Source organism: Nocardioides pocheonensis, from assembly GCF_003725535.1.
GTDB lineage: Bacteria > Actinomycetota > Actinomycetes > Propionibacteriales > Nocardioidaceae > Marmoricola > Marmoricola pocheonensis.
In genome coordinates this window covers 137,189-161,321 of record NZ_RJSF01000049.1, presented here as the reverse complement: position 1 = coordinate 161,321, position 24,133 = coordinate 137,189, and the positions used below count along the sequence as shown (strand labels likewise).

General features: G+C 71.9%; 34 protein-coding genes and 1 riboswitch. Of the genes, 9 read left to right on the top strand and 25 right to left on the bottom strand.

Going from position 1 to position 24,133, the window contains the following annotated elements:
* Positions 1 to 20 precede the first annotated feature (20 nt).
* A riboswitch (glycine riboswitch) is annotated at positions 21 to 134 on the bottom strand.
* 103 nt (positions 135 to 237) lie between these two features.
* The 15 genes from EFL26_RS23620 to EFL26_RS23555 all read right to left on the bottom strand — a co-directional run bounded on the left by EFL26_RS23620 (position 238) and on the right by EFL26_RS23555 (position 9,792).
* The gene (locus EFL26_RS23620) at positions 238 to 825 is read right to left on the bottom strand and encodes a MerR family transcriptional regulator (RefSeq protein ID WP_281273837.1); all 588 of its coding nucleotides are present in this window, start codon (positions 823 to 825) and stop codon (positions 238 to 240) included.
* A 229-nt stretch (positions 826 to 1,054) separates the two neighbouring features.
* Entirely contained in the window at positions 1,055 to 1,528 is a 474-nt protein-coding gene (locus EFL26_RS23615) for a bifunctional nuclease family protein (RefSeq protein ID WP_123225373.1), read from the bottom strand.
* Between the two features lie 64 nt (positions 1,529 to 1,592).
* A complete protein-coding gene (gene ftsR, locus EFL26_RS23610; protein ID WP_123225372.1) occupies positions 1,593 to 2,318 on the bottom strand; it encodes a transcriptional regulator FtsR in 726 nt (241 codons plus the stop codon).
* A gap of 1 nt (position 2,319) precedes the next feature.
* Positions 2,320 to 2,823: a double zinc ribbon and FHA domain-containing protein gene (locus EFL26_RS23605; protein ID WP_123225371.1), complete on the bottom strand. Its 504-nt coding sequence runs from the start codon at positions 2,821 to 2,823 to the stop codon at positions 2,320 to 2,322.
* Between the two features lie 130 nt (positions 2,824 to 2,953).
* Positions 2,954 to 3,340 (bottom strand): glycine cleavage system protein GcvH, encoded by a 387-nt coding sequence (gcvH, locus tag EFL26_RS23600; protein WP_123225370.1) that lies wholly within the window; start codon positions 3,338 to 3,340, stop codon positions 2,954 to 2,956.
* A gap of 69 nt (positions 3,341 to 3,409) precedes the next feature.
* Positions 3,410 to 4,270, bottom strand: coding sequence for a DUF881 domain-containing protein (locus tag EFL26_RS23595; RefSeq protein WP_123225369.1), 861 nt, complete (start codon positions 4,268 to 4,270; stop codon positions 3,410 to 3,412).
* The gene (locus EFL26_RS23590; RefSeq protein WP_123225368.1) at positions 4,267 to 4,599 is read right to left on the bottom strand and encodes a small basic family protein; all 333 of its coding nucleotides are present in this window, start codon (positions 4,597 to 4,599) and stop codon (positions 4,267 to 4,269) included. The genes EFL26_RS23595 and EFL26_RS23590 overlap by 4 nt, the downstream gene beginning before the upstream one ends.
* Entirely contained in the window at positions 4,596 to 5,498 is a 903-nt protein-coding gene (locus tag EFL26_RS23585) for a DUF881 domain-containing protein (protein WP_148046819.1), read from the bottom strand. The genes EFL26_RS23590 and EFL26_RS23585 overlap by 4 nt, the downstream gene beginning before the upstream one ends.
* Before the next feature lies 1 nt (position 5,499).
* A complete protein-coding gene (clsA, locus tag EFL26_RS23580; protein WP_123225366.1) occupies positions 5,500 to 6,132 on the bottom strand; it encodes a cardiolipin synthase ClsA in 633 nt (210 codons plus the stop codon).
* 101 nt (positions 6,133 to 6,233) lie between these two features.
* Positions 6,234 to 6,437: a three-helix bundle dimerization domain-containing protein gene (locus EFL26_RS23575; RefSeq protein WP_123225365.1), complete on the bottom strand. Its 204-nt coding sequence runs from the start codon at positions 6,435 to 6,437 to the stop codon at positions 6,234 to 6,236.
* A gap of 90 nt (positions 6,438 to 6,527) precedes the next feature.
* Positions 6,528 to 7,034 carry an OsmC family protein gene (locus tag EFL26_RS23570; protein ID WP_123225364.1) on the bottom strand — a complete coding sequence of 169 codons (507 nt, stop codon included), beginning with the start codon at positions 7,032 to 7,034 and terminating at the stop codon, positions 6,528 to 6,530.
* A gap of 69 nt (positions 7,035 to 7,103) precedes the next feature.
* Positions 7,104 to 7,247: a hypothetical protein gene (locus EFL26_RS24445; RefSeq protein WP_183408353.1), complete on the bottom strand. Its 144-nt coding sequence runs from the start codon at positions 7,245 to 7,247 to the stop codon at positions 7,104 to 7,106.
* A gap of 102 nt (positions 7,248 to 7,349) precedes the next feature.
* On the bottom strand, positions 7,350 to 8,045 hold the full coding sequence (locus tag EFL26_RS23565) for a PRC-barrel domain-containing protein (protein WP_123225363.1): 696 nt from the start codon (positions 8,043 to 8,045) through the stop codon (positions 7,350 to 7,352).
* A gap of 1 nt (position 8,046) precedes the next feature.
* Complete coding sequence (locus tag EFL26_RS23560) at positions 8,047 to 9,282, bottom strand: NRAMP family divalent metal transporter (protein ID WP_123225362.1); 1,236 nt, start codon at positions 9,280 to 9,282, stop codon at positions 8,047 to 8,049.
* Between the two features lie 18 nt (positions 9,283 to 9,300).
* Entirely contained in the window at positions 9,301 to 9,792 is a 492-nt protein-coding gene (locus EFL26_RS23555) for a hypothetical protein (RefSeq protein ID WP_148046818.1), read from the bottom strand.
* Positions 9,793 to 9,928: 136 nt separating this feature from the next.
* Here EFL26_RS23555 and EFL26_RS23550 point away from each other — a divergent pair, with 136 nt between their 5' ends.
* The 3 genes from EFL26_RS23550 to EFL26_RS23545 all read left to right on the top strand — a co-directional run bounded on the left by EFL26_RS23550 (position 9,929) and on the right by EFL26_RS23545 (position 10,950).
* A complete protein-coding gene (locus EFL26_RS23550; RefSeq protein ID WP_123225360.1) occupies positions 9,929 to 10,150 on the top strand; it encodes a hypothetical protein in 222 nt (73 codons plus the stop codon).
* Position 10,151: 1 nt separating this feature from the next.
* Positions 10,152 to 10,295, top strand: coding sequence for a GPGG-motif small membrane protein (locus tag EFL26_RS24440; protein ID WP_183408352.1), 144 nt, complete (start codon positions 10,152 to 10,154; stop codon positions 10,293 to 10,295).
* 103 nt (positions 10,296 to 10,398) lie between these two features.
* Positions 10,399 to 10,950 (top strand): CinA family protein, encoded by a 552-nt coding sequence (locus EFL26_RS23545; RefSeq protein WP_123225359.1) that lies wholly within the window; start codon positions 10,399 to 10,401, stop codon positions 10,948 to 10,950.
* Here the strand turns inward: EFL26_RS23545 and EFL26_RS23540 are convergent.
* Positions 10,874 to 11,719 (bottom strand): universal stress protein, encoded by an 846-nt coding sequence (locus tag EFL26_RS23540; RefSeq protein ID WP_123225358.1) that lies wholly within the window; start codon positions 11,717 to 11,719, stop codon positions 10,874 to 10,876. The genes EFL26_RS23545 and EFL26_RS23540 overlap by 77 nt on opposite strands.
* A gap of 129 nt (positions 11,720 to 11,848) precedes the next feature.
* Here EFL26_RS23540 and EFL26_RS23535 point away from each other — a divergent pair, with 129 nt between their 5' ends.
* Genes EFL26_RS23535 through EFL26_RS23525 form a run of 3 tightly spaced genes read left to right on the top strand, consistent with a single transcriptional unit; the run spans position 11,849 to position 15,004 of the window.
* Positions 11,849 to 12,739, top strand: coding sequence for a universal stress protein (locus EFL26_RS23535; protein ID WP_123225357.1), 891 nt, complete (start codon positions 11,849 to 11,851; stop codon positions 12,737 to 12,739).
* A gap of 13 nt (positions 12,740 to 12,752) precedes the next feature.
* Entirely contained in the window at positions 12,753 to 13,328 is a 576-nt protein-coding gene (locus EFL26_RS23530) for a universal stress protein (protein ID WP_123225356.1), read from the top strand.
* 8 nt (positions 13,329 to 13,336) lie between these two features.
* Positions 13,337 to 15,004 carry a SulP family inorganic anion transporter gene (locus EFL26_RS23525; protein WP_246000361.1) on the top strand — a complete coding sequence of 556 codons (1,668 nt, stop codon included), beginning with the start codon at positions 13,337 to 13,339 and terminating at the stop codon, positions 15,002 to 15,004.
* A gap of 19 nt (positions 15,005 to 15,023) precedes the next feature.
* On the opposite strand, the gene EFL26_RS23520 is transcribed toward EFL26_RS23525, so the two are convergent.
* From EFL26_RS23520 to EFL26_RS24430, 3 genes are read right to left on the bottom strand one after another with little or no spacing between them, the layout of a single operon-like run.
* Entirely contained in the window at positions 15,024 to 16,403 is a 1,380-nt protein-coding gene (locus tag EFL26_RS23520; RefSeq protein ID WP_123225354.1) for an MBL fold metallo-hydrolase RNA specificity domain-containing protein, read from the bottom strand.
* A gap of 23 nt (positions 16,404 to 16,426) precedes the next feature.
* Positions 16,427 to 16,705 (bottom strand): DUF1876 domain-containing protein, encoded by a 279-nt coding sequence (locus EFL26_RS24435; protein ID WP_183408351.1) that lies wholly within the window; start codon positions 16,703 to 16,705, stop codon positions 16,427 to 16,429.
* A complete protein-coding gene (locus EFL26_RS24430; RefSeq protein ID WP_183408350.1) occupies positions 16,702 to 17,130 on the bottom strand; it encodes an Hsp20/alpha crystallin family protein in 429 nt (142 codons plus the stop codon). The genes EFL26_RS24435 and EFL26_RS24430 overlap by 4 nt, the downstream gene beginning before the upstream one ends.
* 224 nt (positions 17,131 to 17,354) lie before the next feature.
* Between EFL26_RS24430 and EFL26_RS23510 the strand changes: the two genes are divergently transcribed.
* Entirely contained in the window at positions 17,355 to 17,813 is a 459-nt protein-coding gene (locus EFL26_RS23510; protein WP_246000360.1) for a DUF4383 domain-containing protein, read from the top strand.
* A 36-nt stretch (positions 17,814 to 17,849) separates the two neighbouring features.
* Here EFL26_RS23510 and EFL26_RS23505 read toward each other — a convergent pair whose 3' ends face one another.
* Complete coding sequence (locus tag EFL26_RS23505; protein WP_123225353.1) at positions 17,850 to 18,848, bottom strand: zinc-dependent alcohol dehydrogenase family protein; 999 nt, start codon at positions 18,846 to 18,848, stop codon at positions 17,850 to 17,852.
* Entirely contained in the window at positions 18,848 to 19,054 is a 207-nt protein-coding gene (locus EFL26_RS23500; RefSeq protein ID WP_123225352.1) for a hypothetical protein, read from the bottom strand. The genes EFL26_RS23505 and EFL26_RS23500 overlap by 1 nt, the downstream gene beginning before the upstream one ends.
* A gap of 216 nt (positions 19,055 to 19,270) precedes the next feature.
* Here EFL26_RS23500 and EFL26_RS23495 point away from each other — a divergent pair, with 216 nt between their 5' ends.
* On the top strand, positions 19,271 to 20,803 hold the full coding sequence (locus EFL26_RS23495; RefSeq protein ID WP_123225351.1) for a DUF4389 domain-containing protein: 1,533 nt from the start codon (positions 19,271 to 19,273) through the stop codon (positions 20,801 to 20,803).
* Positions 20,804 to 20,904: 101 nt separating this feature from the next.
* Here the strand turns inward: EFL26_RS23495 and EFL26_RS23490 are convergent, their stop codons facing one another.
* Positions 20,905 to 21,084, bottom strand: a complete 180-nt coding sequence (locus EFL26_RS23490; RefSeq protein WP_148046817.1) for a hypothetical protein — start codon at positions 21,082 to 21,084, stop codon at positions 20,905 to 20,907.
* A 253-nt stretch (positions 21,085 to 21,337) separates the two neighbouring features.
* Between EFL26_RS23490 and EFL26_RS23485 the strand changes: the two genes are divergently transcribed.
* On the top strand, positions 21,338 to 22,090 hold the full coding sequence (locus EFL26_RS23485) for a hypothetical protein (RefSeq protein ID WP_123225349.1): 753 nt from the start codon (positions 21,338 to 21,340) through the stop codon (positions 22,088 to 22,090).
* Positions 22,091 to 22,104: 14 nt separating this feature from the next.
* On the opposite strand, the gene EFL26_RS23480 is transcribed toward EFL26_RS23485, so the two are convergent.
* The 3 genes from EFL26_RS23480 to EFL26_RS23470 form a co-directional block, all read right to left on the bottom strand.
* A complete protein-coding gene (locus EFL26_RS23480; protein ID WP_123225348.1) occupies positions 22,105 to 23,235 on the bottom strand; it encodes a nitronate monooxygenase in 1,131 nt (376 codons plus the stop codon).
* Between the two features lie 73 nt (positions 23,236 to 23,308).
* Positions 23,309 to 23,833 carry a 2'-5' RNA ligase family protein gene (locus EFL26_RS23475; RefSeq protein ID WP_123225347.1) on the bottom strand — a complete coding sequence of 175 codons (525 nt, stop codon included), beginning with the start codon at positions 23,831 to 23,833 and terminating at the stop codon, positions 23,309 to 23,311.
* A 42-nt stretch (positions 23,834 to 23,875) separates the two neighbouring features.
* A complete protein-coding gene (locus EFL26_RS23470; protein ID WP_123225346.1) occupies positions 23,876 to 24,082 on the bottom strand; it encodes a DUF1918 domain-containing protein in 207 nt (68 codons plus the stop codon).
* Positions 24,083 to 24,133 lie beyond the last annotated feature (51 nt).

The window sequence follows — 24,133 nt, the reverse complement described above, 5'->3', positions numbered from 1 at the left end:
ACGGTGCTCTCCAGAGTTGCCTGCCCCGCACGGTCCTTGCGCCTGAGAGGTTCCGGGGAGGGATTGCCCCTTCGGCGCTCCGGCCCGGTGTCCGCTCGCGCGGTCTCCGCCGGAGGCTCTCCCATGCAGGGTGGTCAGCGGCTCCAAAACTACCAGCCCCGGGGTTTCGGCACGCCCAACCACCGCTGGTTGAGCCTGCCGACACCCCGGGGCCGGTGCAGGTCTGGGGTCAGGCGGTCAGCTGGAGAGCCGGGCCTGGCGTCGGGCCGCGAGCTCGTCGGCGGCATCGAGCGCCTCCGCGCTGTCGGCCGCGGTGCGCTCCGAGGGCAGCTCTGCGAGGGATCCCTCGATCTCGCGCCAGACGCCACCGATGGCGATGCCGAACACGCCCTGGCCGCCCTGGAGCAGGTCGATGACCTCGTCGTTGCTGGTGCACTCGTAGACGGTGGCCCCGTCGCTCATCAGCGTCACCCGGGTGAGGTCGTCGGTGCCTCGGGCGCGCAGGTGGGCCACGGCGGCCCGGATCTGCTGCAGGGAGACGCCGGCGTCGAGCAGCCGCTTGATCACCTTGAGCAGCAGGATGTCGCGGAAGCTGTAGAGCCGCTGCGTGCCGGAGCCGGTGGCACTGCGGACGCTCGGCTCGACCAGGCCCGTGCGGGCCCAGTAGTCGAGCTGCCGGTACGTGATGCCGGCCGCGTTGCAGGCGGTCGGCCCGCGGTAGCCGAGGTCGTCGGGCAGGGTCGACACGTCGTCGTCGAACAGCAGGCCCTGCTCCCCCGCTGCGTGCGCTGCCTCGGCCGCGGCGCGCTGCGCCTCGGCGTCCAGCTCGGCGGCGGACTTGCCGGTTCCGTTGTTGGTGCCCACTGCGACCTCCGAAGTCTCGCTTCACTGAGCGTAACCCCTGGGAAAGGGCAGATGCGGGATGTCGGCGTGCGAGTTGCATCTGTGGAGTTACAGCGAAGACATCCCGAACGGTAAACCTGAGGTTGAGGGTTGGTCAAAGACACGCACCGGCGTGTCGCGAACCTTCAACTTCTCCTTGAGACTTCCGGGCTCAGCCGGACGGTTCCTCGAAGTCCTCGGGGGTCACGTGGTCGAGGAACTCGCGGAACTTCTCGACCTCCTCCTCGCGCTCGTCCGGGACGGCGATGCCGGCGTCGTCGAGGATCTCCTCGGCGCAGACGATCCGAGACCCGGTGCGCAGCGCGAGGGCGATCGAGTCCGACGGACGCGCGCTGACCTCCACTCCGGAGGAGAGCACCAGCAGCGCGTAGAACACTCCGTCGTTGACCTCCGTGATGCGGACCTCGGTGAGCACGTTGCCGGTCGCGTCGAGAACGTCCTTGAGGAGGTCGTGCGTCAGCGGCCGGGGCGGGACCACGCCCTGCTGGGCGAAGGCGATCGCCGTCGCCTCGACGGCACCGATCCAGATCGGCAGGTAGCGCTCCCCCGCCAGCTCACGCAGCAGCACGATCGGCTGGTTCGAGGGCACCTCGACCCGGACTCCGACGACTTCGACCTCGCGCACGCCCCAACCCTAGCCCGCGCACCGCAGACGTGCGCCGGATCGGTGCCGGCGGCCGGACCCGGTCTCAGCGCAGGGCGCGGAGACCCGAGCGGACCAGCGTGGCGTGCAGGCGGAGGGACAGGGCCGCGATCTCGTCGACGGCCTGCGCGGCGCGTCCCTCGGCGCCGTCCTCGCGGCTGCGCCGGATCGGGGTGACCACCTGCTCGACGAGCCCGACCTCACGGTCGGCGGCGGTCTTGAACGCGCGGAGGTGCCGCGGCTCGATGCCGAACGCCGCCAGCGCACCGGCCGTCTTCGCGACGACGAGCGCGTCGCCGTCGTAGTGCTGGCGGGACCCGGCCCGGGTGTGGACGAGCCCGTAGGTCTCGAGCTGCTCGAGGAGCTCCTCGGTGATCTCGGCTGTCTTGATCAGCTCGCGGCGGGAGATGCGCACGTCGCCCCGGTCGCTGCGGAGCAGCTCCGCGGCCGCCGTACCGTCGCCAAGGACACCGACCGGCACGGTCGGCCCGCCGTTGAGGGACGGCGGCTCCAGGCCGCGGTCCATCGCCTCGAGGTGCTCCCTGATCACCTTCAGCGGCAGGTAGTGCTCGCGCTGGGCCCGGATGATGTAGCGCAGGCGCTCCATGTCCTGGGTGGAGTACTTGCGGTAGCCCGAGGGCGTGCGCTCCGGCTCGACGAGACCCTCGGCCTCGAGGAAGCGCAGCTTGGACTCCTTGATGTCCTCGTCGGGAAACTCCGCGGTGAGCTCGGCCAGCGCCTGGCCGATGCTCTTGCGAGCCGCCTGGCGCACCTCAGTCCCCCGTGGCGGCGCTGGCGAAGAAGACCAGCCGGAACTTGCCGATCCGGACCTCGTCACCGTTCTGGAGCAGGGCGTCGTCGATGCGGTCCCGGTTGACGTAGGTGCCGTTGAGGCTGCCCACGTCGTGCACCCGGTAGGAGCCCTCGGTGCGATGGAACTCCACGTGCCGACGGGACACCGTGATGTCGTCGAGGAAGATGTCGCTCTCCGGGTGACGCCCGGCGCTGACCACATCGGTGTCGAGGAGGTAGCGGCTCCCGGCGCCCGGGCCGCGCTGGACGATCAGCAGCGCACTCCCGGCCGGCAGCGCGTCGGCGGCGGCGGCGTCGGCCTCGTTGAGGATCGCGCGGTCGTCCCCGTCGGTCTTGGCCGTCGGGCCACCGAAGCTGATCGTCGCGGTCGTCTCCACCTGCGCCGGCTCGAGCGGGTGACCGCACTGGGAGCAGAACTTCGCATCGTCAGTGTTCTGGTTTCCGCACTGCGAGCAGGTCTGCATTCCGGACCTCCCAAGTCACCTCTCGTCGCGGACGTGAATCCCCGCCGCCCAAACCTTCAAGACGCAGTGGAGGTTCACAGTTCTGCCGCCAACCTATCAGTGCCCGGCAACCGGGCGACGGCGGAACGCGTCAGGACGCGACGAGCTGCTCGTACGCCGCGGCGTCCAGCAGCTCGACGCCGGAGTCGGCGTCGTCGACCGTGACCTCGAAGAGCCAGCCCGAGCCGTACGGGTCGGTGTTGACCAGCTCGGGGGTCGCGTCGAGCGACTCGTTGCGGGCCACCACCTGGCCGGTCACCGGCGAGTAGACGTCGCTGACCGACTTGGTCGACTCGAGCTCGCCCACGGCGGCGCCGGCAGTCACGCTCTCACCGACCTCGGGGAGCTGGACGTAGACGATGTCGCCGAGGGCGTCCTGGGCGTAGTCGGTGATGCCGATCCGGACCGACCCGGCGCTCTCTCCCGGCGTGCGGACCCACTCGTGCTCGGCGGTGTACTTCAGGTCGTCGGGATACAACGCTGCTCCTCTGGCTGCTCGGGAGGACCCGTCCACGGGTCCCGCTGGGATGAAACTACCGGCCCCCGGTCAGTCCGGGTTGGACGGCTCGGCGTACCTGGGCTGCGTGACCTTCCGCAGCGACGTCACCCGGATGTCCTGGCTCTGCTTGATGCTCACCTTGCCCTCGTCGAGGGAGATGTCGTCCACGAACCCGCCCGGGAACTTCAGCGCCGGCGTGAGCGTCGCGGGGTCGCCGATCACGTCGATCGTGTACGGCGAGGTCAGCACCCGTCCGTCCACGTCGACGCCGCCACTGGCCGACTCGAACGACGTCTGCGCCACGACGCGGACGGAGTCGTTGATCTCGATCGCCTCGGCCCCGGCGTCGCGCAGCTCCTCGATGCCGTCGAGGAGCAGGTTGAGGCTCAGGTGCGAGTCGGGAACGGTCACGGTGATCCGCACCCCGGGACCGTGCGCGGCGAGCGTGCCCGCGAGCACCCCGAGGGAGGTCAGCTCCTCGCGGGCCTGCTGCAGGGCCGCTGCGGTCTTGTCGTTGCTGTGGCTCAACGAGTCGCGGGTCGCCTGGAGGTCGGCGATGTCCTGCTCGGTCCTGCGCGAGGCCGCCTGCAGACCGTTGAGAGCCTGGATCAGGTCCGCCTGGCGCAGCCCGGCGTAGTCGTCGTCCCGACCCGCGATACGGACCTGCGTGACGGCCGCGGCCCCGAGGACGGCGAGGAGCACCGCGACGACCACCTGACCCCGCCCCGGCTGGAGCAAGGCCCTCCGGAGCCGGTGCCCGGCCGGATCCGCACCGGCGGACTCGGGACCGACGGTCGGCTCGGGGACCGGCTCAGGAGCAGGCTCGCGGACCGGCTCGGTTGCGGGCTCCGGCGCGGGCCGGGGGTCCTGGCTCGGGTCGTCCATGGCGTCGGTCGGGCGGTCGGTCATGCGTGGAAGAGATGGCGACGAATTGCGGCCACGTTGGCGAAGATGCGGATCCCGAGCACCACGATCACGCCGGTCGAGAGCTGCGCACCCACGCCGAGCTTGTCGCCGAGGAACACGATCAGCGCGGCGATGAACACGTTGCTGATGAACGAGACCACGAAGACCTTGTCGTCGAAGATGCCGTCGAGGAACGCGCGTGCGGCCCCGAACACGGCATCGAGAGCCGCGACGACGGCGATCGGCAGGTAGGGCTCGAGGCCGATCGGCACGTCGGGCTTGAGGAAGAGGCCCACTCCCACGCCCAGGAGCAGCCCGATCACGGCAATCACGACAATCCCTTTCCTGCTGACGTTCCTGCACTCCTGGCCAAACGCAGGTCGGGCACCGAGGCCGCCGGCAGTTGGAGCGAATTCTGCGCGAGCATCCGGAACCTGAACCCGAACTGTCGTTGCAGATCCAACCACGTCGCCCCGCTCGTGGTCTCCGCGAAACGAGACGGCAGGCGCTTCGGGTCGCCGATCGCGAGGATCACGTACGGCGGGCTCAGGCGCGTGTAGTTCACGGTGATCGCGCTCCCTGCGTGCCGGATCGCCGACAGCGCAGTCAGCCGCTGGCCGTTGATGGTGATCGCCTCGGCACCCGCGGCCCACAGTCCGTTGACCAGCTTCTGGAGGTCCTTGTCGAGGACCTTGCTGCTGTCGTTCTGCGAGCTCGGTGCGTTGGGCGGGTTGTCGACCGTGATCTCCACGCCGGGCCCGTGCACCGCGGACGTCCCGCTGCCCAGCGCCAGCAACCGGACCTCCCTGAGCAGACCGGACGAGGTCTCGCCGCTGCGCAGCAGCGCCGACCGGAGTCGGGTGTTGCCGGCCTGAAGCTGCGCCACCGTCGTGCGGTCGGCCGCCAGCGCCTCCTTGCGCGCCTTGACCTGGTCGATCAGGGCCTGGCGCTCGCGTTCCTGGCTCGCACTGTCCTGCGAGGTCTGCGCGGCGGCGGTCACGGCCAGCACGGCGAACACCGCGAGTGCGAGCGCCCCGGCCAGGCCGATCGGCTTGCGGGACCTCACGCGCGTTGCCCCACCTGCTCCCGCGGCCGACGCCCGGCGTGCGGCGGCCTGCGCGTAGTCCTCGTCGAGGGCGTGGGAGGTGAGGTAGGCGAGCAACCCCATCGTCACCTGGTCGGGCAGACGGGGGCGGCCCTCCCCGAGGCTCGGGACCGGCGGGTCGTACACGTCAGCCTCCGCCGAGGTCGGGCGCCCGTCGGTCACGGTCGGCCATGAGCTTGCGCACCTGCCACGCGTAGAGCAGGCCGGCCCACCAGTACAGGCCGATCCCCCAGATCGCGAACGCCCAGCCGAAGACCTTGCCGAGCGTCGCGGCGGGGCCGCTGCCGTCTCCGATGAACAGCAGGGGGAAGGCGTAGAGCAGGTTGAACGTGGCCGCCTTGCCCAGGAAGTGCACGGGCAGCGCGCTGTACCCGCGCCTGCGCAGGAACGGGACCAGGCACCAGAGGAAGGCGTCACGCGCCGGCAGGATCAGCGCGACCCACCACGGGATGATGTCGCGCACCGCGAGGCCGACGACCACGGCGAGGATGTAGAGCCGGTCGGCGACCGGATCGAGGATCTGCCCGAGCTTGGAGGTCTGGTTCAGCCGGCGCGCCAGGTAGCCGTCCAGCCAGTCGGTGAAGCCCGAGACCATCAGCAACGCCAGGGCGAGGACGTCGGCCTCCGGGCCCAGGACCAGCCACAGGAACAGGGGCACGCCGAGCAGGCGCAGCGCGCTGATCGCGTTCGGCACGGTCCAGATCGCCGATCCGCGTGCGTCGTCGCGGCCGGCCGTGCGGGCTCCCCGGGTGCTGCTCATGTCGCAGTCACCCTATCCGTGCACCAGCCTCGTTCCGCGCGGGCCGGCACCGCGCGCGAGCCGGTCGCCCGGACCGGTCCGCGCGGGTGGTCGCGAATGCGTCAGACGGCCGTCCGGGCGAGGGCGTCCGCTGCCTCGCGCTCGACCAGGATCTCCACGAAGTCGCGGATCCGGGCGCCGTCGAGGCCGTGGTAGGCCGACTCGACGGTGGTCCGCAGGTGGTCGGGCGCCGCCCCCGGGAATCGGGTGTGCAGGCGGGCGCTGACCTGGTCGACCACGCGGGTCTCTTCATCGGCGAGGGCCATGCCTCATCGTGCTCCCCCGGGCGGGCGCGGTAGGTGAACAGCGGGTGAACAGATCCTGTGAGGGTCGGCGACCGACCAGCCTCGTCGAGCTCAGGCGCGGCGACGGATCTGCACGCGGGGCGGCTCACGCAGGCTCTGGCCCACCACGCAGTACCGCTCGGTCGCACGGGCGAGACGGTCGAGCGTGCCGTCGTCGACCTCCCCGGTGACCTCGACGTCCACCTCGAGGCCGCTGATGCCCACCGGCACGCCACGGTCGATGCCGAGCGTGCCGCGCGCGTCGAACGACGCGCTCGCCTGCAGGCGGACCTCGCCGAGGTCGAGCTCCATGGCGGTGGCGACGCTGCGCATGGTCGCTCCGGCGCAGGCGAGGACCGCCTGGAGCAGAAGGTCACCGGAGCACGCGTCCTGCCCGTCACCGCCGGTCGCGGGGTGCAGCCCGGCGCGCACCGGACCGGCGAAGCCCGCCACCGTGCAGGTCACACCGGCCTCGGCGAAGTCGGCGCTCGCGGTCAACGGGGTGCGGGCGGCCGCCGGGTCGGAGCGGTACCGCTCCTTGAGGGGAGCCTGGAGCGAGCGCAGCGTCGAGGAGTCCATCGACCCAGTATCGAGCCCGGTCGCCCGGACCCGCAGGGGTCGGACGTGCTCGACGGGTCAGGCCACGGGTCAGGCGGCGCGGTGGACCTGGCAGCCGCAGCGCGGGCAGTGCTCGCGCTCGCAGCAGTCCAGGTCCTGGCCGCACCCGCAGACCTCGGGACGTCCGGCGGCGGCGGTGCCGTCGTCCGGCGCCAGTGCTGCTTCGGTGGTCATGGTGTCTCCCTGGAGTTGCTCTCTCACCAGGAGAAACGGCCGACCGTCCGGATACATGACGCGATCTGCCCGAAATGACCCATCTGGGCCATGCCGGCACGGTCAGGACGTGCGGAGCGGCTCGACCGGACCGCTGACCTCGACCCGACCCGCGTCCCAGTCGACGCTGCGCACGGACTCGATCGGCACCAGGTGGCTGTGCCGGTGCAGCGAGGTCACCGCCCACTTGACGAGCGCGGGTCCGTTGAAGTCGCCGCGGTCGTAGCCCAGGAGCGATCCGGGCCGGCCGCGGCCCACGACCAGGCTCACCACGAGCATCCGGGACTCCTGCTTCCGGGGCTGCAGGCGCACGTCGAGCACGTGGCCGAGGCGCTCACCGTCGCGGACCACGTCCATGCCGAGGAAGTCGTCCATCCGGTGCTGCGCGGTCCCCGGTCCACTGGCGGGCTGACGGTCCAGGAGACCCTCGCGCGGGACGCGGATCCGGACGTCGGAGCCGACGTGCTCGACCAGGTCGAGGGGCAGGTAGAGCGGTACGTCCCGAGCGGCGTACTGGGCGCCGAGGCTGATCCACGTCGCCCGGAGCCAGTTGCCGAGGCGACCGGAGAAGCGCGGGACGAGCGCCGCCGCACCGACCAGGATCCCGGTGACCGCCATCTCACCGCCGGCCCCCTCGATGAGCTCGAGGTCGTCGACGTTGCACACCATCTTCCCGTCGACGTCGACGACCTGGCGGTCCAGCAGGTGCAGCGCGGCGTCGAGCCAGGGTGCGTCCAGTCGGTTCGTCAGCGGTGGCATCTCACATCCCCGCTCCCATGTGGGTGATCACCAGCAGCGGGATCGCGGCGACGGCGATCACCACGATCAGCACGAGGAAGATCGTGCCGAGCACGTTGGCGAACGCCTTGTTGACGTGCTCCCCCATGTAGTCACGGTCGTTGGCGACGACCAGGATCGGGAAGTACGTGAGCGGCAGCGCGACCGCGGAGAACACGACCGAGATCTCGGTGACCATGATCGGGTCGACTCCGGTCATCAGCACGCCGATCGCGAGCAGGGTCGCGAGGATCAGGACCAGGTGGAAGCGGGCCGCCTGCCGCGGCTTGACGAACTTGCCCCACTGCCAGCCGAAGAACTGCGCGATCGAGTACCCCGCGGAGAGCCCGGTCTCGCACGCGGCTCCGAACGTCGCCGCCACGAAGCCGATGATCACGAATGCGAACCCGATCTTGCCCACCGCGACGGCCACCGGAAGGGCCACCTGGCTCAGGGCGCCGACGTCGACCTGCAGCGGCCCGAGGACGACTGCCGTGCACCCGGCGATGGAGAGCGAGAGCAGGCCCCCGAGCGGGAAGCCGATGAGGACGTTGGCGCGCATGATGCCCAGGCTCTTCGACGTCCACTTCTCCTCGACGCCACCGGAGGAGAAGAAGAAGACCTCGTACGGCGTCATCGCCGCGCCGAACAGACCCACGGCGAAGTACGCGTAGGTCGGCCAGTCCTCCTTGCCCGGCTTGTCGAAGGTCGCCGCCTGCGAGACGAAGTCGCCCCACGAGGGACCGAGCTGCCAGAGCGCGACCGTGAAGACCACGAGCCCCAGCCCGAGCAGTCCGAGGACGTTCTCCATCACGCTGAACTTCGCCCGCCACAGCACGGCCCAGACCAGCAGCCCGACGAACGGGACGATCAGGACCTCGGAGATCGAGGTGACCAGCATGATCGCCAGGGCCACCCCACCGATCTCGGCGATGAAGGTGAGCAGGGTGACGGCGACGGAGGCGACGAGGTTGGCCAGTCCCATGCGCGGGCCGAGGCGCTCGCGGACCAGGTCGAAGGTGGCGCGACCGCTGCAGGCGGCGACCCGGCCGGACATCTCCGCGAAGACGCAGATGCCGAAGACGCCGAGCAGGGTGACCAGAGCCAGCGACATGCCGAAGCGCGCACCGACCTGGGCGTTGAAGACCAGGTCACCGATGTCGACGAACCCGCCGATCGCGGTGAGGATGCCGAGGGCGACCTCGAAGACCTTCTTCACCGCGCCCTCACTTCGCCCTCACGGGGATCCCACCGACGCCGGTGAGCTCTGCACCTGCTGGTCGAGGTCGTCGAGCTTCTTGCGCAGCGCGTCCACCCGGTCGATCAGCTGTCCGGCACCGGCGCCGTCGACTCCCGGGGACGCGAGTGCGATCCGCACGTCGACGAGGAGGGACATCGCGTCGTCCAGCGCCTGGTTCACAGCCGCGTTCGCCCGGTGCAATCCGTCCGGCGGCTGGGCGACCTGGAAGCCGGACACCTCCTTGCCGGTGGTGTCGATGGCGTCGGTCACGGTGACCACCGTGAAGTCGTGCGGCGCGCGATCCTGGGCCTCGAGCCGCAGGGCGACCCGCGCGGTGCCGAGCCCCGAGAGTGCCTGACCGAGAGTGCGGTCGGCCGAGCCCTGCCACGCCGACGTACTGGCCGGCGCGCCCGTCCCGCAGCCGGCAGCGAGCCCCGCCGCGACGATCAGGGAGCCGGCTCGCGCACACCACTTCCGGGCTCGCCGCATGGCACCGCAGTACCCGTGCCGGCTCGCCGCCATGCAGTCGAACCCGCGTGCGAGTCGGCCACCCGAGTCGGGTCCGCGCCGCGCATGGGGCCCGGGGCGAGGGGTACTCAGCGGTGGCGAACCGAGGAGGTGGCCGATGCAGGACACGAGTATCGGAGCAGTCGTGCTGATCGCCGTCGTGGCGATCGTCATCGTGGGGATGTTCGTCCTGCTCTGGGTGCGGGACAAGGGACGAGCCGACGAGGTGTCGGCCGACCGTGGCCGCACCGAACCCGCTCCGGTCCGCACCCGGTCTCGGAGCGCACGGGAGGGAGCGGCGGACGAGCCGCCCCACGTTTCAAGAGAGAGGCGGCAGTGACATGGAGTTCATCCTCTGGATCCTCGCGGTGATCCTGGTCATCTCCGGGATCGTGAGCCTGGTCCGCGGACAGGTGCTCTGGGGCATCGCGCTGATCATCATCGGGCTCCTGGTCGGTCCCGGCGGCGTCAGCATCTTCACCTGACCCGAGAAAGCCGATCAGGCGGCGGCTCGCAGCCAGAACGTGGCTGCGGGCCGCCGTTTCGGCGTCCTCGACCGTCCAGCCCCAGCAGCGTCCCAGGAGGAACATGAGCGAGCACTCCCGCCTCGTCGCGTCCGTCGCCGACCTCGCGTCGGCCCACACCTTCCGCGTGGGTGTGGCCGAGTCGTTGACCAGTGGTCAGCTCGCCGCCGACCTCGGGGCCGGACCTGAGGCATCGACGTGGTTCCGGGGCGGCGTCGTGGCGTACGCGTCCGAGGTGAAGTTCGCGGTGCTCGGGGTCACGCCGGGTCCGGTGGTCACCGAGCGGTGTGCGCGCGAGATGGCCGAGGGCGCCGCGAGCCTGCTGGGGGCGGACGCCGTCGTCGCCACCACCGGGGTCGGCGGACCCGATCCGGAGGAGGGAGAGCCGCCGGGTCGCGTCTACGTCGCCGCGTACGTGCGCGGTGGCCAGACCTGTGAGCGGCTCGACCTGTCGGGCGAGCCCCCGGACGTGCTCGAGCAGACACGCGTGCGTGCGCTCGCCCTCCTGCGCGAGGCGATGGAGCGCTCGCTGGAGTCGGTCAGCGGACCACGGCGACCGGGCACTGGGCGTGATGGAGGACCTGCTGGCTCACCGAGCCCAGCAACATCCCGGTGAACGCCCCGCGTCCTCGCGAGCCGACCACCAGCAGTGTCGCTGCGGCGGAGGCGTCCGCCAGGGCACGCCACGCGACGACCGGGATCGCCTCCGGCACCAGGTGTACGTCGGGATGGTCACCCTGGATGCCGGCGACGGCCTCGCCGAGCAGGCGCTCCTCCTCGGCGATGCGCTCCATGAACTGAGCCGGCACCTCGCGACGGGTCGTGCCCGTCGCGCTGCCGTCACGCCACCCGTGAACCACCACGACGTGCTCGCCGGTGAGCTCGGCCCGGCGGCACGCGAACTCCAGGGCCGCGTCGCTGCCGCCCGAACCGTCCACCCCGACCACGATCCGTGAGGCGGCGGGGTGTGCCACCGGTCGGGCCACCACGACGGGGCACGACGCGTGCCGGGCGAGGTGCTGGCTGACCGAGCCGGCGACCAGACCGGCCACCTGGCCGTGGCCGCGGCTGCCGACGACGAGCAGGCCCGCATCGGCCGCCGCGTCGAGGAGCACGGGAACGGCGGGGCCGGCGCGGAGCTCCACCGACGCGTCCTGCAGCAGGGCCTCCCCGAGCACCTGCTCGGCCGACTGCCGCACCTCCTCGAGGTGGTCGCCCCAGAGCAGCGACCGCTGCGGCATCAGGTCGTCCGCCGCCGTGGCGATCACGGCCTCCACGGGCTGCTCGGTGAGGAGCGCGGTCCGGATCGCCCAGGTGAGGGCCGTCTGTGCGTCCGGCGAGCCGTCGTACGCGACGACGATCCGGTCCTTGCTGTTCACTGTCATGGTCCCAGCATCCCCTGTCCCGGGTCCGCCCGCTCAGGGTCGCTCGGAACTCCTGCCCGGGACCTTCGGCACACCGAGTCGGGTCGCACGTCGCTGTGCCCCCGCTGCGCCACGAGGGACCGTGGTGTCATGGAGAAGATCGAGGTCCCGCACGGCGCCGTCGTCGTCGGTGTCGACGGCTCACCGGCCAGCGATCGCGCGGTCGTCTGGGCGGCACGACAGGCCGCACTCGAGGGACGTCCGGTCGCCCTGGTCCACGGGGCCAGCCCGACGGTCGCCACCACGTGGATGGGCGCACCTGCCTTCAACCCGGCCACCCTGCTGCAGGCGCTCGAGGACTCCGGCAGGGCCCAGCTCGAGGCCGCCGGTGCCGTGGTGCACGAGCGCGAGCCCGGCGTCGCCGTGTACCGGGTGTTCGACCACCGCGATCCCCGGGATGCGCTTCTCGCGCACGCCGCGTCCGCCTCGATGGTGGTCGTCGGGTCGCGCGGACGGGGGCCGATGGCCAGCCTCATCCTCGGCTCGGTGAGCCTGGCGGTCTCCCAGCACGCCCCGTGCCCGGTGGTCGTCGTGCGGCCGACGGGCGAGGAGGCACACGGTGGGATCGTCGTCGGTGCCGACGGCACGGTGCGCTCGGACGCCGCGGTCGGGTTCGCCTTCAGGCAGGCATCCCTGCGCTCGATGCCGCTCACCGTGGTCCACGCCTTCTGGAGCGAGCAGGACGAGGGGTACCCGTCGGAGGCACGCGACTACGAGCAGGCAGACCTCGAGGACATGCGGCTGCTGCTGGCGGAGTCGATCGCAGGCCCGGAAGCGGACTACCCCGACGTCAAGGTCACGTTGCACGTCGAGCGCGGGATCCCCGACAAGGTGCTGCTGCACGCGTGCGCGACCGCCGATCTCGTCGTGGTCGGCACGCATCCCAGCAACGCGGTCTACGACCTCCTCGCCGGCGAGGTGAGCCGGTCGGTCCTCGGCCACGCCCGGTGCCCCGTCGCGGTCGTTCCCGACCCCGTCTGAGAGGTCTCGTCCGATGTCCCCCACCCCCAGACGACGCGTCGTACCCGCACCACGGTCCGTGCCGGTCGCGGTGACGGGCATCGAGCGCGACCGGATCGTGGTCGCCGTGGACGGCTCCGCCGCCAGCGTGCGGGCGCTGGTCTGGGCGTTTCGGCGCGCAAGCGAGCTGGGACTGCGGGTGGAGGCCCTGACGACCTGGCCGCTGCACGGGGCTGTCTTCGTCAGGGAGGTGGCCGGTCACTTCTGCGAGCCGCGCTGGCGGGCCCGCGAGGTGCAGGCCGACGCGGTCTCGCGCGCGCTCGCGGCGGTGGACGACGCCCCGCCCTACGAGCTGCGCGTGGTCAACGCCGACCTGGTCGACGCACTGGTGCGCGCCAGTGCGCGAGCCGTGATGGTCGTCACCGGCTCCGACGGACCCGCGCCGGGCCGCGGCCTCCGTGGGCGGATCACCGACCGGCTGCGCGCCGCGCTCCCGGTCGACCTGGTCCTCATCGGTCCGGAGAGAGCCGACCAGGACGATGCGGCCGAGACTCGCGCGGAGACTGCGTCCACGGCCGGCGGCCGGAGCCGGCGCCCTCAGCGGCGATGACTCCTCGCGTGGCCCGTCCCACGTGGGCGACGGGCTACCGCCGGTCGTGGCTGCGCGGTGACGTCGTCGCCGGCGTCACCGTCACGGCGTACCTCGTGCCCCAGGTGATGGCGTACGCCGACCTGGCCGGACTCCCCGCCGCCACGGGCCTCTGGGCCGCGGTCGGGGCGCTCACGGCGTACGCGCTGGTCGGCACCTCGTCGACGCTGTCCGCCGGTCCGGAGTCGTCCACCGCCCTCATGACCGCTGCGGCGCTGGGCTCGGTCGGAGCGTCGGCGGGTCGGGCCGCCGACATGGCGGTCGTGCTGGCCCTGGCCGTGGCGGTGCTCTGCCTGCTCGGCTGGTTCGGACACCTCAGTGCGATTGCCCAGATGTTGTCGCGACCGGTGCTGGTCGGGTACATGGCCGGCATCGCCGGGATCATGGTGATGTCCCAGCTCGGCAAGCTGGCCGGCGTCCCCACGTCCGCGGACACCTTCGGCGGCCAGGCACGGCAGCTCGCGGCACAGGTCGGCGACGCCGAGCTGCCGACCCTGGCGGTGGGTGCCGCGACCCTCGCGGTGATGCTCGTCGGCGCCGCACTGAGGCCACGCGCGCCGATGGCCCTCGTCGGCATGCTGGGCGCGACCGCGGTGGTCGCCCTCCTGCACCTCGACCGTCACGGCGTGACCCTCGTCGGCGACGTCCCGGCACGCCTTCCGGGGGTCGGCGTGCCCCGGCTCTCCACCCGTGAGCTGCGCGACCTGGTCGCTCCGGCGCTCGGCATCGCCTTCGTGGGCTACACCGACACGATCCTCACCGCGCGGTCGTTCGCGACCCGCACCGGTGACCGGATCGACGCACGTCGCGAGCTGCTCGCCGTCGGGGCGGCGAACCTCGGATCGGCGCTCATGCACGGGTTCCCGGTGAGCAGCAGCGGCAGTCGCACCGCGATCGCCGACGCGGCCGGTGCGCGCAGCCAGCTGGCCAGCCTGGTCACCGTCGTCGTCACGCTGGTGTCGGTCTGGACGCTCGAACCGCTGCTCTCCGCGTTCCCCGCGACGGCGCTCGCCGCAGTCGTCGTGTACGCCGCCGTTCGGCTCGTGGACGTCGCCGAGCTGCGCCGGTACGCGTCGTTCCGCCGCAGCGAGCTGACCCTCGCCCTCGCGACGACCGTCGCGGTGCTCGCTGTCGGCGTCCTCAACGGCGTGCTCGTGGCGATCGGGCTGTCGGTGCTCGACCTGCTGCGCCGGGTGGCTCGGCCGCACGACGCGATCGAAGGATTCGTCCCCGGACTCGCCGGGATGCACGACGTCGACGACTTCCCCGAGGCCGTGCCGGTGCCCGGGCTGGTGATCTACCGGTACGACTCCCCGCTCTTCTTCGCGAACGCCGAGGACTTCCACGCCCGAGCGCTCGCCGCGGCAGCGGCGGAGGGCGTGCGCTGGTTCGTCCTCAACACCGAGGCGATCGTCGAGGTCGACATCACCGCGGTCGACGCGCTCGAGGAGCTGCGTCGGGAGCTCGAGTCGCGTGGGATCGTGCTCGCGCTGGCCCGGATCAAGCAGGACCTCCGCGCGGACCTGGCTCCGTCGGGGCTGCTCGACCGGATCGGCGAGGAGCACCTGTTCCCCACCCTGCCGACCGCAGTCGAGGCCTACCACGCATGGGCGGCGGCGCAGCCGGGTCCTGCCTGAGACCGGGCTCGACGCCGGATCACGCGATCCGCACGCGCTCCTCGTACCGCGGCACGACCGCGGTCCACCACAGCTGGGAACGCAGCCGCCCGGCGAGGGCCTCGGCCGCGCTCGGCTCCCCGTGGACGACGTACGCGGTCTGGGGCTCGGGCAGGTCGCGGAGCCAGGCGACCACCTGGGAGGCGTCGGCGTGCGCCGAGAAGCCCCGGATGTTCGCCACCTCGGCACGCACCGGGACGTACCCGCCGTGGATCTTGATCTCCCGGGCCCCGTCGGCGAGGGCGCGACCACGCGTCCCCGGCACTTGGTAACCCGTGAGGATCACGCAGTTGCGCCGGTGCGGGAGCTGGTGCTCGAGGTGGTGCAGGACGCGACCGCCGGTCGCCATCCCCGAAGCCGAGATCACGATGCAGGGGTGCGACGGGTCGTTGAGCTGCTCGGACTCCACCGGGCCGGGAACGAGGGTGAGCCGGCCGGTGTCGAAGGGGTCGCCACCGACGAGCAGCTCACGGCGGAACTCCTGGTCTCCGCGGTCCGCGAGCGCCTCGCGGTACACCGCCAGCGCGGTCAGCGCCATCGGACTGTCCACGTACACCGGCACGTTCGGGATGCGGCCCGCGGACACGAGATCACGCACCACACGCAGCAGCAGCGGGGTGCGGTCGATCGCGAACGCCGGCAGCAGCGCGACGCCGCCGCGTGCCAGCGTGTGGTCGAGCGCAGCCACGAGCTCCTCGACGGGGTTGCCCTCGTGCGCGCGGTCGCCGTACGTCGACTCGACCACCACGTGGTCGACCGGCCCCGGCTTCTCCGGCGGCAGCAGCAGCGGATGGTCGGGCCGACCCAGGTCGCCGCTGAAGAGCATGCGGGCACCCTCGCGCCCGACGACGGCGAAGCGCGAGCCGAGGATGTGGCCGCCACGGTGCAGGTCGACCCGGACGTCGTCCCCCAGGTCGAGGGTCTCCCCCGGCCTGAGGACCTCGAGCAGCTTCAGGGCGGCTTCGGCGTCGGCGGTGTCGAACAGCGCCCGCGGCTCGGCGTGCTTGGACAGCTGCGACTCGCGGGCCCACCGGGCCTCCTCCTCCTGGATGTGCGCCGCGTCGCGCAGGACGATCTCGATCAGCTGCGCGGTGTGGCGGCTGCAGACGACCGGACCCGAGAAGCCCTCGCGCACGAGCACCGGGAGGAAGCCGCAGTGGTCGAGGTGGGCGTGCGTCACCACGATCGCGTCGATCGTGCTGGGCGGGACGGCGAGGGGTTGCCAGTTGCGGCGCCGCCACTCGCGGTCGCCCTGGAAGAGACCGGCGTCGACCAGGATCCTGCGTCCTTCGGCGTCCAGGAGGAACTTGCTCCCGGTCACCGTGCCCGCAGCTCCGAGGAACGTCAGGTTCGTGGTCATCGCCGGCCTCCGATCGTCGTGGTTCAGCCGCTCAGCTCGACCGGCTTGTGCAGCACGCCGGAGATGTCGTCGGCGGCTGCTTCGAGGAGTGCGTGCGCCAGCTGCGAGAGCGCCCGCGCGGTGGCGAGCTCGTCGCCGATCTCGGGCACGTCGGGGTCGGCCGGGTTCAGCCGGGCGGTCCCGGTGCCGGTGAGCGCCGTCCGGTCACCGGTGCGCAGGTGCGCCACGGCCCGGGTCATCCCCTCGTGCTCACCGATGTCGATCTGCACGGTCCACGACTTGCTGACGGGTGCGCCGGTCATGACTCCTTGCTTCCCGCCCGCTGCACCGCGACCTTGATCGGTTCGGCAGGGGCTTCCTTGAGGGGCACGGTCACTTCGAGCACGCCCGCGTCGTACCGGGCGACCACTTCGTCGGCGGTCGCGCCCTTGGGCAGGCGGACACTCCGCGTGAACGAGCCGTAGCGGACCTCGCTGTGTCCGTGCTCGTGCTCCTCCTCGCGGCGCTCGCCGTGGATCGTGAGGACGTCGCCGTCCACCTTGACCTCGATGTCCTTCTCCGGGTCGACGCCCGGAAGGTCGGCACGCACGACGTACTTGCCGTCCTTCGTGAAGCTCTCGACCGGGATGTAGTGCACGAGGTCCGACAGGCTCGAGGGCCGGTTGAGGTCCAGCCACTGGAAGAACTCCGAGAACGGGGTCTCCGCCGGGCGTACCAGGGTGGTCATCTGTCTCTTCCCTTTCTCTGTGGGGGCTGGCCGGAACCACCCGACCAGAAGGGCTACTTTCACGTTCTCTCCGCCCGCTCGCGGACAGCAGAGGCAGAGGTCCTCCGTCGAGCGAGGACCTTCTCCCCTTCGGCGTGGAGATCGCCTCCGTCCGGCAGGAACCGGACAGGAACGACGAGCAGGTGGGCCGCGTCAGCCGGTGCTTGACCGGGTACCTGCGGTGCATGAGTGACACGACTGCGGGCGGCATGACTGCCACCAACCTCCAGAAGGCCGCGGCCGCTGTCGGCGCCGTCTTCCTCCTTGTCGGCATCCTCGGGTTCGTCCCCGGGATCACGGCGCACTACGGCGACATGACGTTCGCCGGCCACCAGTCAGGCGCCCAACTGCTGGGCATCTTCGGGGTCTCGGTCCTGCACAACGTCGTGCACCTGCTGTTCGGCCTCGCCGGCCTCGCACTGGCGCGCACCTGGTCCTGGGCGCGCGTGTTCCTGATCGGCGGCGGCGCGATCTACCTGGTCCTGTGGCTCTACGGCCTGCTCGTCGACCAGAACGGCAGCGCCAACTTCGTGCCCGTCGACGACGCCGACAACTGGCTGCACCTCGTCCTCGGGCTCGGCATGGTCGCCGTCGGCCTCGCCCTGGGGCGGGACCCGCGCCACGACCCCCGCACCCTTCAGTGACGGCCGGGCAGGACGGCGCGTGAGGGCCGGCCCGGCTCAGCCGACCTCGAGGACCGCAGCCCCCACCAGCGCGCCGCGCGCAAGGTCGTCGAGGGCGCGGTCGGCGTCCGCGAACACGTACCGCGTCGTGCGCGGACTCAGCTTCAGGGCGGCCGCGAGCGCCAACAGCTCCTCACCGTCCTGACGGGTGTTCGCGGTGACGCTGGTCAGCGTCCGCTCGCGGAACAGGTGCCGCTGGTAGTCCAGCACCGGTACGTCGGACAGGTGGATGCCCGCGACCGCCAGCGTTCCTCCCTGGTCCAGCGCCTCGAGCGCCACCGGGACGAGGTCACCGACCGGCGCGAAGAGGATCGCCGAGTCGAGCGGCACGGGCGGGGCGTCGTACGCGCCGCCGGCCGATGCCGCGCCGAGCTCGAGCGCCAGCCGCTGGGCGTCCTCACCCCGGGTGAGCACGTGCACCTCGGCGCCCTGCGCGATCGCGAGCTGTGCGGTCAGGTGGGCGCTGGCCCCGAAGCCGTAGAGGCCGAGCCGGCCGCCGGGTGGAACCGCCGCGCGGCGCAGCGCCCGGTACCCGATGATCCCCGAGCACAGCAGCGGCGCGGCGTCCTCTGCGGAGAAGGCGGCGGGCATCCGGTAGGCGAACCCCTCGGCCACGACGGCGTACTCGGCGAACCCCCCGTCGGCGTCCCACCCGGTGTACTCCGACGCGCGGCAGAGGTTCTCCCGACCGGACCGGCACTCCCGGCAGCGGCCGCAGGTCCGCCGCAACCACGCGATCCCGACCCGGTCGCCGACGCGGAAGCGCGTGGCAGCCGACCCCGTGCCGACCACCTCGCCGACGACCTCGTGGCCGGGCACGCGGCCGGGCGCCTTCGCGGTCAGGTCTCCGTCCGCGAGGTGGAGGTCCGTGCGGCAGACACCGCACACCTCCACCTTCACGAGCACCTCGTCGGGAGCGCACTCGGGCACAGCGCGATCGACGGCGGCGAGCCGCCCCGGCACGCCAGGACGTCCCGAGACCGCCCACGCCCGCATCACCGGGACGTGCCGCTCTTCGCCTTGCCCGGAGTCTTCTCCTCGGCGTCCTCGGCAGCCTTCTCGTGGTAGGCCTCGGCCGCGAGGTAGCGCATCAGGCCACCCTCGATGTCAGCTGCCCGTGAACCCCGTGCGTGCGGGTGTCCGGCTGCCTCGGTCGCTTCCCGCGCCGCGGCGGCGTTCTCGATCCTCTGGTTGTCGGTCACGGTTCCACCTCCGATCGCTCACTCCGAGCCTTGCCGACGCAGCCTCGCGGAGGGAAGGGCCGAACGGCATCGGCAGGCCGGGTCGAAGGCCGTCGCCGACGGAGCAGGTGGCGGTGACCTGCACCAGAGACGGTGGTCCCGGAGCTCGCGGCTTTGGTCCCTGACGGTCTGCGCCGGAGCGGAGAAGAGTGGGAGGAGAACCTGGAGGCGAGGCACATGACCGCGTTCTATCCCGTGCACGTGGAAGCACACATCGACCCCAAGCTGAGCCGCTGGCAGTGGTTGTTCAAGTGGCTCCTGGCCATCCCGCACTACATCGTGCTGGCCTTCCTCTGGCTGGCCTTCGTGGTGCTGAGCTTCGTGGCCTTCTTCACGATCCTCTTCACCGGCCGCTACCCCCGCGGCATCTTCGACTTCAACGTCGGCGTGCTGCGCTGGACCTGGCGCGTCTCCTACTACGCGTACGGCGCCCTGGGCACCGACCGCTACCCGCCGTTCTCGCTCCAGGACGTCCCGGACTACCCGGCCCACCTCGAGATCGACTACCCCGAGCGGCTCTCGCGCGGCCTGGTGCTGGTCAAGTGGTGGCTGCTCGCGATCCCGCACTACCTCGTGGTCGGCCTCTTCCTGGGCGGTGTCGGCTGGGCCGCGAGCGACGCCACGCAGACCGACCACACCTGGCAGACCAGCGGCGGCGGGCTGATCTCGCTGCTGGTCCTCTTCGCGGCGGTCGTCCTGCTCTTCAGCGGCCGCTACCCGCGCTCGATCTTCGATCTGGTGCTCGGCCTGAACCGCTGGGTGCTCCGCGTCGCGGCGTACGCCGCCCTGATGACCGACGTCTACCCGCCCTTCCGTCTCGACCAGGGCGGAGACGACCCCTCTGTGCTGCACGCTGCCACGGGCACACCCCCGTCCGGCCCCGCGGCAGGGCCAATGGCCGGCCCTGTGGCGACCACCTCGTGGCCCGCGGACCCGGCTGGGCCGGCCCCCGTGGCGCGTGTCAGCACGGTCGGCTCGACCGGCGCCCCCGCGTCGGTGACGCCGTCCGGCTTCCGGTGGAGCGCCGGTCGGATCGTCGCGCTCGTGGCCGGGAGCGTGTTCGTGCTCGCCTCCGCCGGCGTCGGACTGGCGGGCGGCGCCCTCGCGGTCGCCGACCACGGGCTGCGTGACCACGACGGCTTCCTGATGAGCGGCACCACGCAGCTGACCGCCGGCGGCTACGCGATCGCCACCACCAGCATCACCCTCGACGCGAACGTCTCGTCGGCGTTCGTGCCCGAGCAGCTCCTGGGCAGTGTCAAGGTCACCGCGACCGGGACCCGGCCCGTGTTCCTGGGCATCGCCCGGACCGCCGACGCGAACGCCTACCTGCGCGGGGTCGAGCACGCGACGCTGACCGACTTCACCGACAAGCCCGTCTACGAGACGAGCACCGGCGGCGCGCCGAGCACGCTCCCGACCGCGAGCGACATCTGGGTGGCCCAGGTGAGCGGGAGCGGGACCCAGGAGCTGATCTGGCCCGCCCGCAGCGGCGAGTGGACGCTCGTCGTGATGAACGCCGACGGCAGCTCCGGCGTCACCGCTGACGCGGCCGCCGGTGCGACCGTGCCGGCCCTCGACTGGCTGGTTCCCACCTTGCTGGTCACGGCCGGCCTCGGACTGGTCGTCGGCGTCGTCCTCCTGGTCGTGGCGCTGAGGCGCGGCGCACCGTCGGCCGCCCCGGCGGCCACCCCGACGAGCGGCGTCTGACCCCGCGCCGCTCGCCGGTCACTGAGGCCCGGACGGTTCTCCGTCCGGGCCTCAGGCCGGGGCACGGCGACCGAGGGCGCGGTCGCCGCGGGCGCGGAGGCTCAGGCGGCCTGCCAGAAGCCGGTCGCCTCGAACCGCGACGAGCCGAGCTGGGTCCCGCACCGGGGGCAGTGGCCGGCGGAGCAGCACTCGAGGTCCTGGCCGCAGCCACAGCTGGCTGCTCGGTCGACCTGGGGGCTGACCGGCCGACCGGCCGGAGCCACCTGCTGTGTCGGGTTCATCGCCATCACCTGGACCTCGCTGCGGACCTTCCGCCTGGATCCATTCGACCTGATCCGACCGTCGCTGTCGGGAGTCGGACAGCCTTACCTCAGTTGACGCTCGACCCGGGGACCACGGGCCGTTGGTCCCGTTTCAAGACCTTCGTCGACCTGGTGAGCCTGCCCTCACGGCCGCGCTCGGTGGTCGGCAACGACGAGCGTTGTCGCCCAGCCGACTCAGGAGGATCGTGGAGGAACCAGAGAGGAGCAGCCGATGAGCACCATCCGATCCACGGCAGGCGCGGCCGTCGCGGCGATCGTCGCGACCGGCGTCGTCGCCGGGGCGCCGGTCGCGACCGGCGGTCCGGCCGGGCCTGCGTCGGGAACGTCCGCGGCAGCGTCCCGCGGGCGCACCGCGCAGTTCGACCATCCGCAGGAGAACGCGTACTTCCCCCTGCGCCCCGGCACGGTGTCCCACTACCGCGCCCGGGAGGACGGTGAGCGGTTCCGCGAGGTGGTCACCGTCACCGACCGCACGAAGGTCATCCTCGGAGTCGCGACGACCGTGGTGCGCGACGTGATGCGTCGCCAGGACGGGACGCTCGCGGAGAAGACCCATGACTGGTACGCCGCCGACGACGACGGCAACGTCTGGTACTTCGGCGAGCAGACCGCGACCTACGACGAGCACGGTCACCTCGAGAGCCGGGAGGGGTCGTGGCAGGCCGGGGTCGCCGGCGCGGTGCAGGGCACGATCATGCCCGCCGACCCGCAACCCACCGACGCCCACCGGCAGGAGTACCTGCGCGGGCACGCCGAGGACCAGGCCTGGATCGTGCAACGCAACGCGACGGTGCGCGTCCCCTACGGGCGTCTGCGCCAGGTCGTGCGCACCTTCGAGTGGAGCCGGCTCGAGCCACGGGTCATGTCTGCGAAGTACTACGCGCCCGGGCTCGGCATCGTGCGCGAGCAGGACATCGCCGGCGGCACGGAGACGGTCGAGCTGGTCTCGGTGCGCCACCGGTGAGCGCCGCCGCCGCGTCACAGCGCGGCGGCGTTCAGCTCGTCGAGCCGGGTCGTGGCCTCGACGTACTCCTCCACCCAGCGCTCGACCACGGTGGCGGTCTTCTCGACCTTGGTCAGCTGGCCGACGACCTGACCCACCGGGTTGAACGCCACGTCGACGGTCTGGTCGGGGTACTTGTGGGTCGCCTTCACCGCCATGCCGGAGACCATGTACTGCAGCGGCATGCCCAGCGGCTCGGGGTTGCCCGGCGTCTGCCAGGCCTCGGTCCAGTCGTTCTTGAGCATCCGGCAGGGCTTGCCGGTGAACGAGCGGCTGCGCACGGTGTCGCGGCTGGTCGCGTCGGCGTACGCCTTCTGCTGCACCGCGGTGTTCTCGGCCTCCTCGACCATCAGCCACTGCGAGCCGGTCCACGCGCCCTGGCAGCCGAGGGCGAGCGCAGCGGCAATCTGCTGGCCGCTGCCGATCCCGCCCGCGGCCAGCACCGGCACCGGAGCGACCTCCTTCACCACCTGCGGCCACAGGACGATCGAGCCGACCTCGCCGCAGTGGCCGCCACCCTCACCGCCCTGGGCGATGATGATGTCGACGCCCGCGTCGGCGTGCTTGCGCGCCTGGTACGGCGAGCCGCACAACGCCGCGACCTTCCTCCCGGCCGCGTGGATGTGCTCGATCATGTCGGCCGGCGGCGTGCCGAGGGCGTTGGCGATCAGGGTCATCTTCGGGTGCTGCAGGGCGACCTCCACCTGGGGCGTCGCGGTGGCCTCGGTCCAGCCGAGCAGCTGCAGCGTGTCCTCGTCGGTGCTCTCGTCGACGGGCACGCCGTGGTCGGCGAGGATCTTGCGGCCGAACTCGAGGTGCTCCCGGGGCACCATCTTCCGCAGCATCTCGGCGAGCTCGTCGCCGGACATCTCGGAGTCCATGCCCTCGTACTTGTTGGGGATGACGATGTCCACGCCGTAGGGGCGGTCGCCGATGTTCTCGTCGATCCAGCTCAACTCGATCTCGAGCTGCTCGGGAGTGAACCCGACCGCCCCGAGGACGCCGAACCCGCCGGCCTTGGCCACCGCGACCACCACGTCGCGGCAGTGGGTGAAGGCGAAGATCGGGAACTCGATGCCGAGCTCGTCACAGACGGGTGTGCGCATGGGGGCTCCTCCGGGCGGAAAACTGGAACACGTTCTACCCTAGCGCGAGAGGGCTCCTCCCGGGGAGACGCCGTCACACGAGGTGCGGGAGACCGTGCCGGTCCCCCGTGCTGGTGTCGATCAGGGCGGCTCGTGAGGCCGTCGTGACCAGCGGGAGCACGTCGTTGACCAGGTGCGCGACGACCGGCAGCTGATCCAGGTGGAGGCGCGGCGCAAGTGTCACGTGCGGGGTCCACTCGCCCGGCCGGTAGTGCTTGTGCAGGTCGGCACCGGTCGCGACGGCGGCCTCGGCCACGGCCCGCTGTCGCGGCTCGAGGTCCGGCGTCAGCGCCGGCGCGAGCCAGCACCGGCTGCGCCGGAAGACGCCGAGACCGTCGAGGTGCAGCCGCATCGGGGGCCCGGCGGGCAGCGCGGAGAGCGCGGCCGTGACCGCAGCGAGGTCCCAGGTCCGCAGCGACGCGTAGGTCAGGTGCGGCACGTGGCGGCCGTGGGTGTGCGACGCCAGCGAGGGCACGCCGGCCTCCTCGAGCCGGGCCCAGAGCCGGCGTACGACGGCGTCGGCGGGCGGGTCCAGCAGCAGGCAGACGGCGAGGGCCATGGTCCACTCTGCACCCGGTGCCCTGCTCGAAGAGGACGTGGGTCAGGCGTCCGACCGCTGGTGCTCGAAGTGCTCGACGTACGCGTCCGGTCCCGGGAACACCAGCGCCTCGTGGCCGGAGTCCGACCAGCGCACCACGTAGGGCGGGCTGCCGTCGGCGTGCCGGACCTCGAGGATCTCCGCGTCCCGGTCGGGCTCACCGACGTGGTGACCGTGGATGACCAAGCGGTCTCCTGCCTTCGCGAACATCGCTCTCACCGAACCTTTCCGGGCACCGCCGCTTCTGCGGCACGTCCTCCG

Coding starts and splice junctions, on each gene's coding strand:
- EFL26_RS23605 (WP_123225371.1), bottom strand. CDS start 2,823: ATGCAGACCTGCTCGCAGTGCGGAAACCAGAACACTGACGATGCGAAG.
- EFL26_RS23595 (WP_123225369.1), bottom strand. CDS start 4,270: ATGACCGACCGCCCGACCGACGCCATGGACGACCCGAGCCAGGACCCC.
- clsA (WP_123225366.1), bottom strand. CDS start 6,132: ATGAGCAGCACCCGGGGAGCCCGCACGGCCGGCCGCGACGACGCACGC.
- EFL26_RS23575 (WP_123225365.1), bottom strand. CDS start 6,437: ATGGCCCTCGCCGATGAAGAGACCCGCGTGGTCGACCAGGTCAGCGCC.
- EFL26_RS23570 (WP_123225364.1), bottom strand. CDS start 7,034: ATGGACTCCTCGACGCTGCGCTCGCTCCAGGCTCCCCTCAAGGAGCGG.
- EFL26_RS24445 (WP_183408353.1), bottom strand. CDS start 7,247: ATGACCACCGAAGCAGCACTGGCGCCGGACGACGGCACCGCCGCCGCC.
- EFL26_RS23565 (WP_123225363.1), bottom strand. CDS start 8,045: ATGCCACCGCTGACGAACCGACTGGACGCACCCTGGCTCGACGCCGCG.
- EFL26_RS23555 (WP_148046818.1), bottom strand. CDS start 9,792: ATGCGGCGAGCCCGGAAGTGGTGTGCGCGAGCCGGCTCCCTGATCGTC.
- EFL26_RS23550 (WP_123225360.1), top strand. CDS start 9,929: ATGCAGGACACGAGTATCGGAGCAGTCGTGCTGATCGCCGTCGTGGCG.
- EFL26_RS24440 (WP_183408352.1), top strand. CDS start 10,152: ATGGAGTTCATCCTCTGGATCCTCGCGGTGATCCTGGTCATCTCCGGG.
- EFL26_RS23545 (WP_123225359.1), top strand. CDS start 10,399: ATGAGCGAGCACTCCCGCCTCGTCGCGTCCGTCGCCGACCTCGCGTCG.
- EFL26_RS23540 (WP_123225358.1), bottom strand. CDS start 11,719: ATGACAGTGAACAGCAAGGACCGGATCGTCGTCGCGTACGACGGCTCG.
- EFL26_RS23535 (WP_123225357.1), top strand. CDS start 11,849: ATGGAGAAGATCGAGGTCCCGCACGGCGCCGTCGTCGTCGGTGTCGAC.
- EFL26_RS23530 (WP_123225356.1), top strand. CDS start 12,753: ATGTCCCCCACCCCCAGACGACGCGTCGTACCCGCACCACGGTCCGTG.
- EFL26_RS23520 (WP_123225354.1), bottom strand. CDS start 16,403: ATGACCACGAACCTGACGTTCCTCGGAGCTGCGGGCACGGTGACCGGG.
- EFL26_RS24435 (WP_183408351.1), bottom strand. CDS start 16,705: ATGACCGGCGCACCCGTCAGCAAGTCGTGGACCGTGCAGATCGACATC.
- EFL26_RS24430 (WP_183408350.1), bottom strand. CDS start 17,130: ATGACCACCCTGGTACGCCCGGCGGAGACCCCGTTCTCGGAGTTCTTC.
- EFL26_RS23510 (WP_246000360.1), top strand. CDS start 17,355: ATGAGTGACACGACTGCGGGCGGCATGACTGCCACCAACCTCCAGAAG.
- EFL26_RS23505 (WP_123225353.1), bottom strand. CDS start 18,848: ATGCGGGCGTGGGCGGTCTCGGGACGTCCTGGCGTGCCGGGGCGGCTC.
- EFL26_RS23495 (WP_123225351.1), top strand. CDS start 19,271: ATGACCGCGTTCTATCCCGTGCACGTGGAAGCACACATCGACCCCAAG.
- EFL26_RS23490 (WP_148046817.1), bottom strand. CDS start 21,084: ATGAACCCGACACAGCAGGTGGCTCCGGCCGGTCGGCCGGTCAGCCCC.
- EFL26_RS23485 (WP_123225349.1), top strand. CDS start 21,338: ATGAGCACCATCCGATCCACGGCAGGCGCGGCCGTCGCGGCGATCGTC.
- EFL26_RS23480 (WP_123225348.1), bottom strand. CDS start 23,235: ATGCGCACACCCGTCTGTGACGAGCTCGGCATCGAGTTCCCGATCTTC.
- EFL26_RS23475 (WP_123225347.1), bottom strand. CDS start 23,833: ATGGCCCTCGCCGTCTGCCTGCTGCTGGACCCGCCCGCCGACGCCGTC.
- EFL26_RS23470 (WP_123225346.1), bottom strand. CDS start 24,082: ATGTTCGCGAAGGCAGGAGACCGCTTGGTCATCCACGGTCACCACGTC.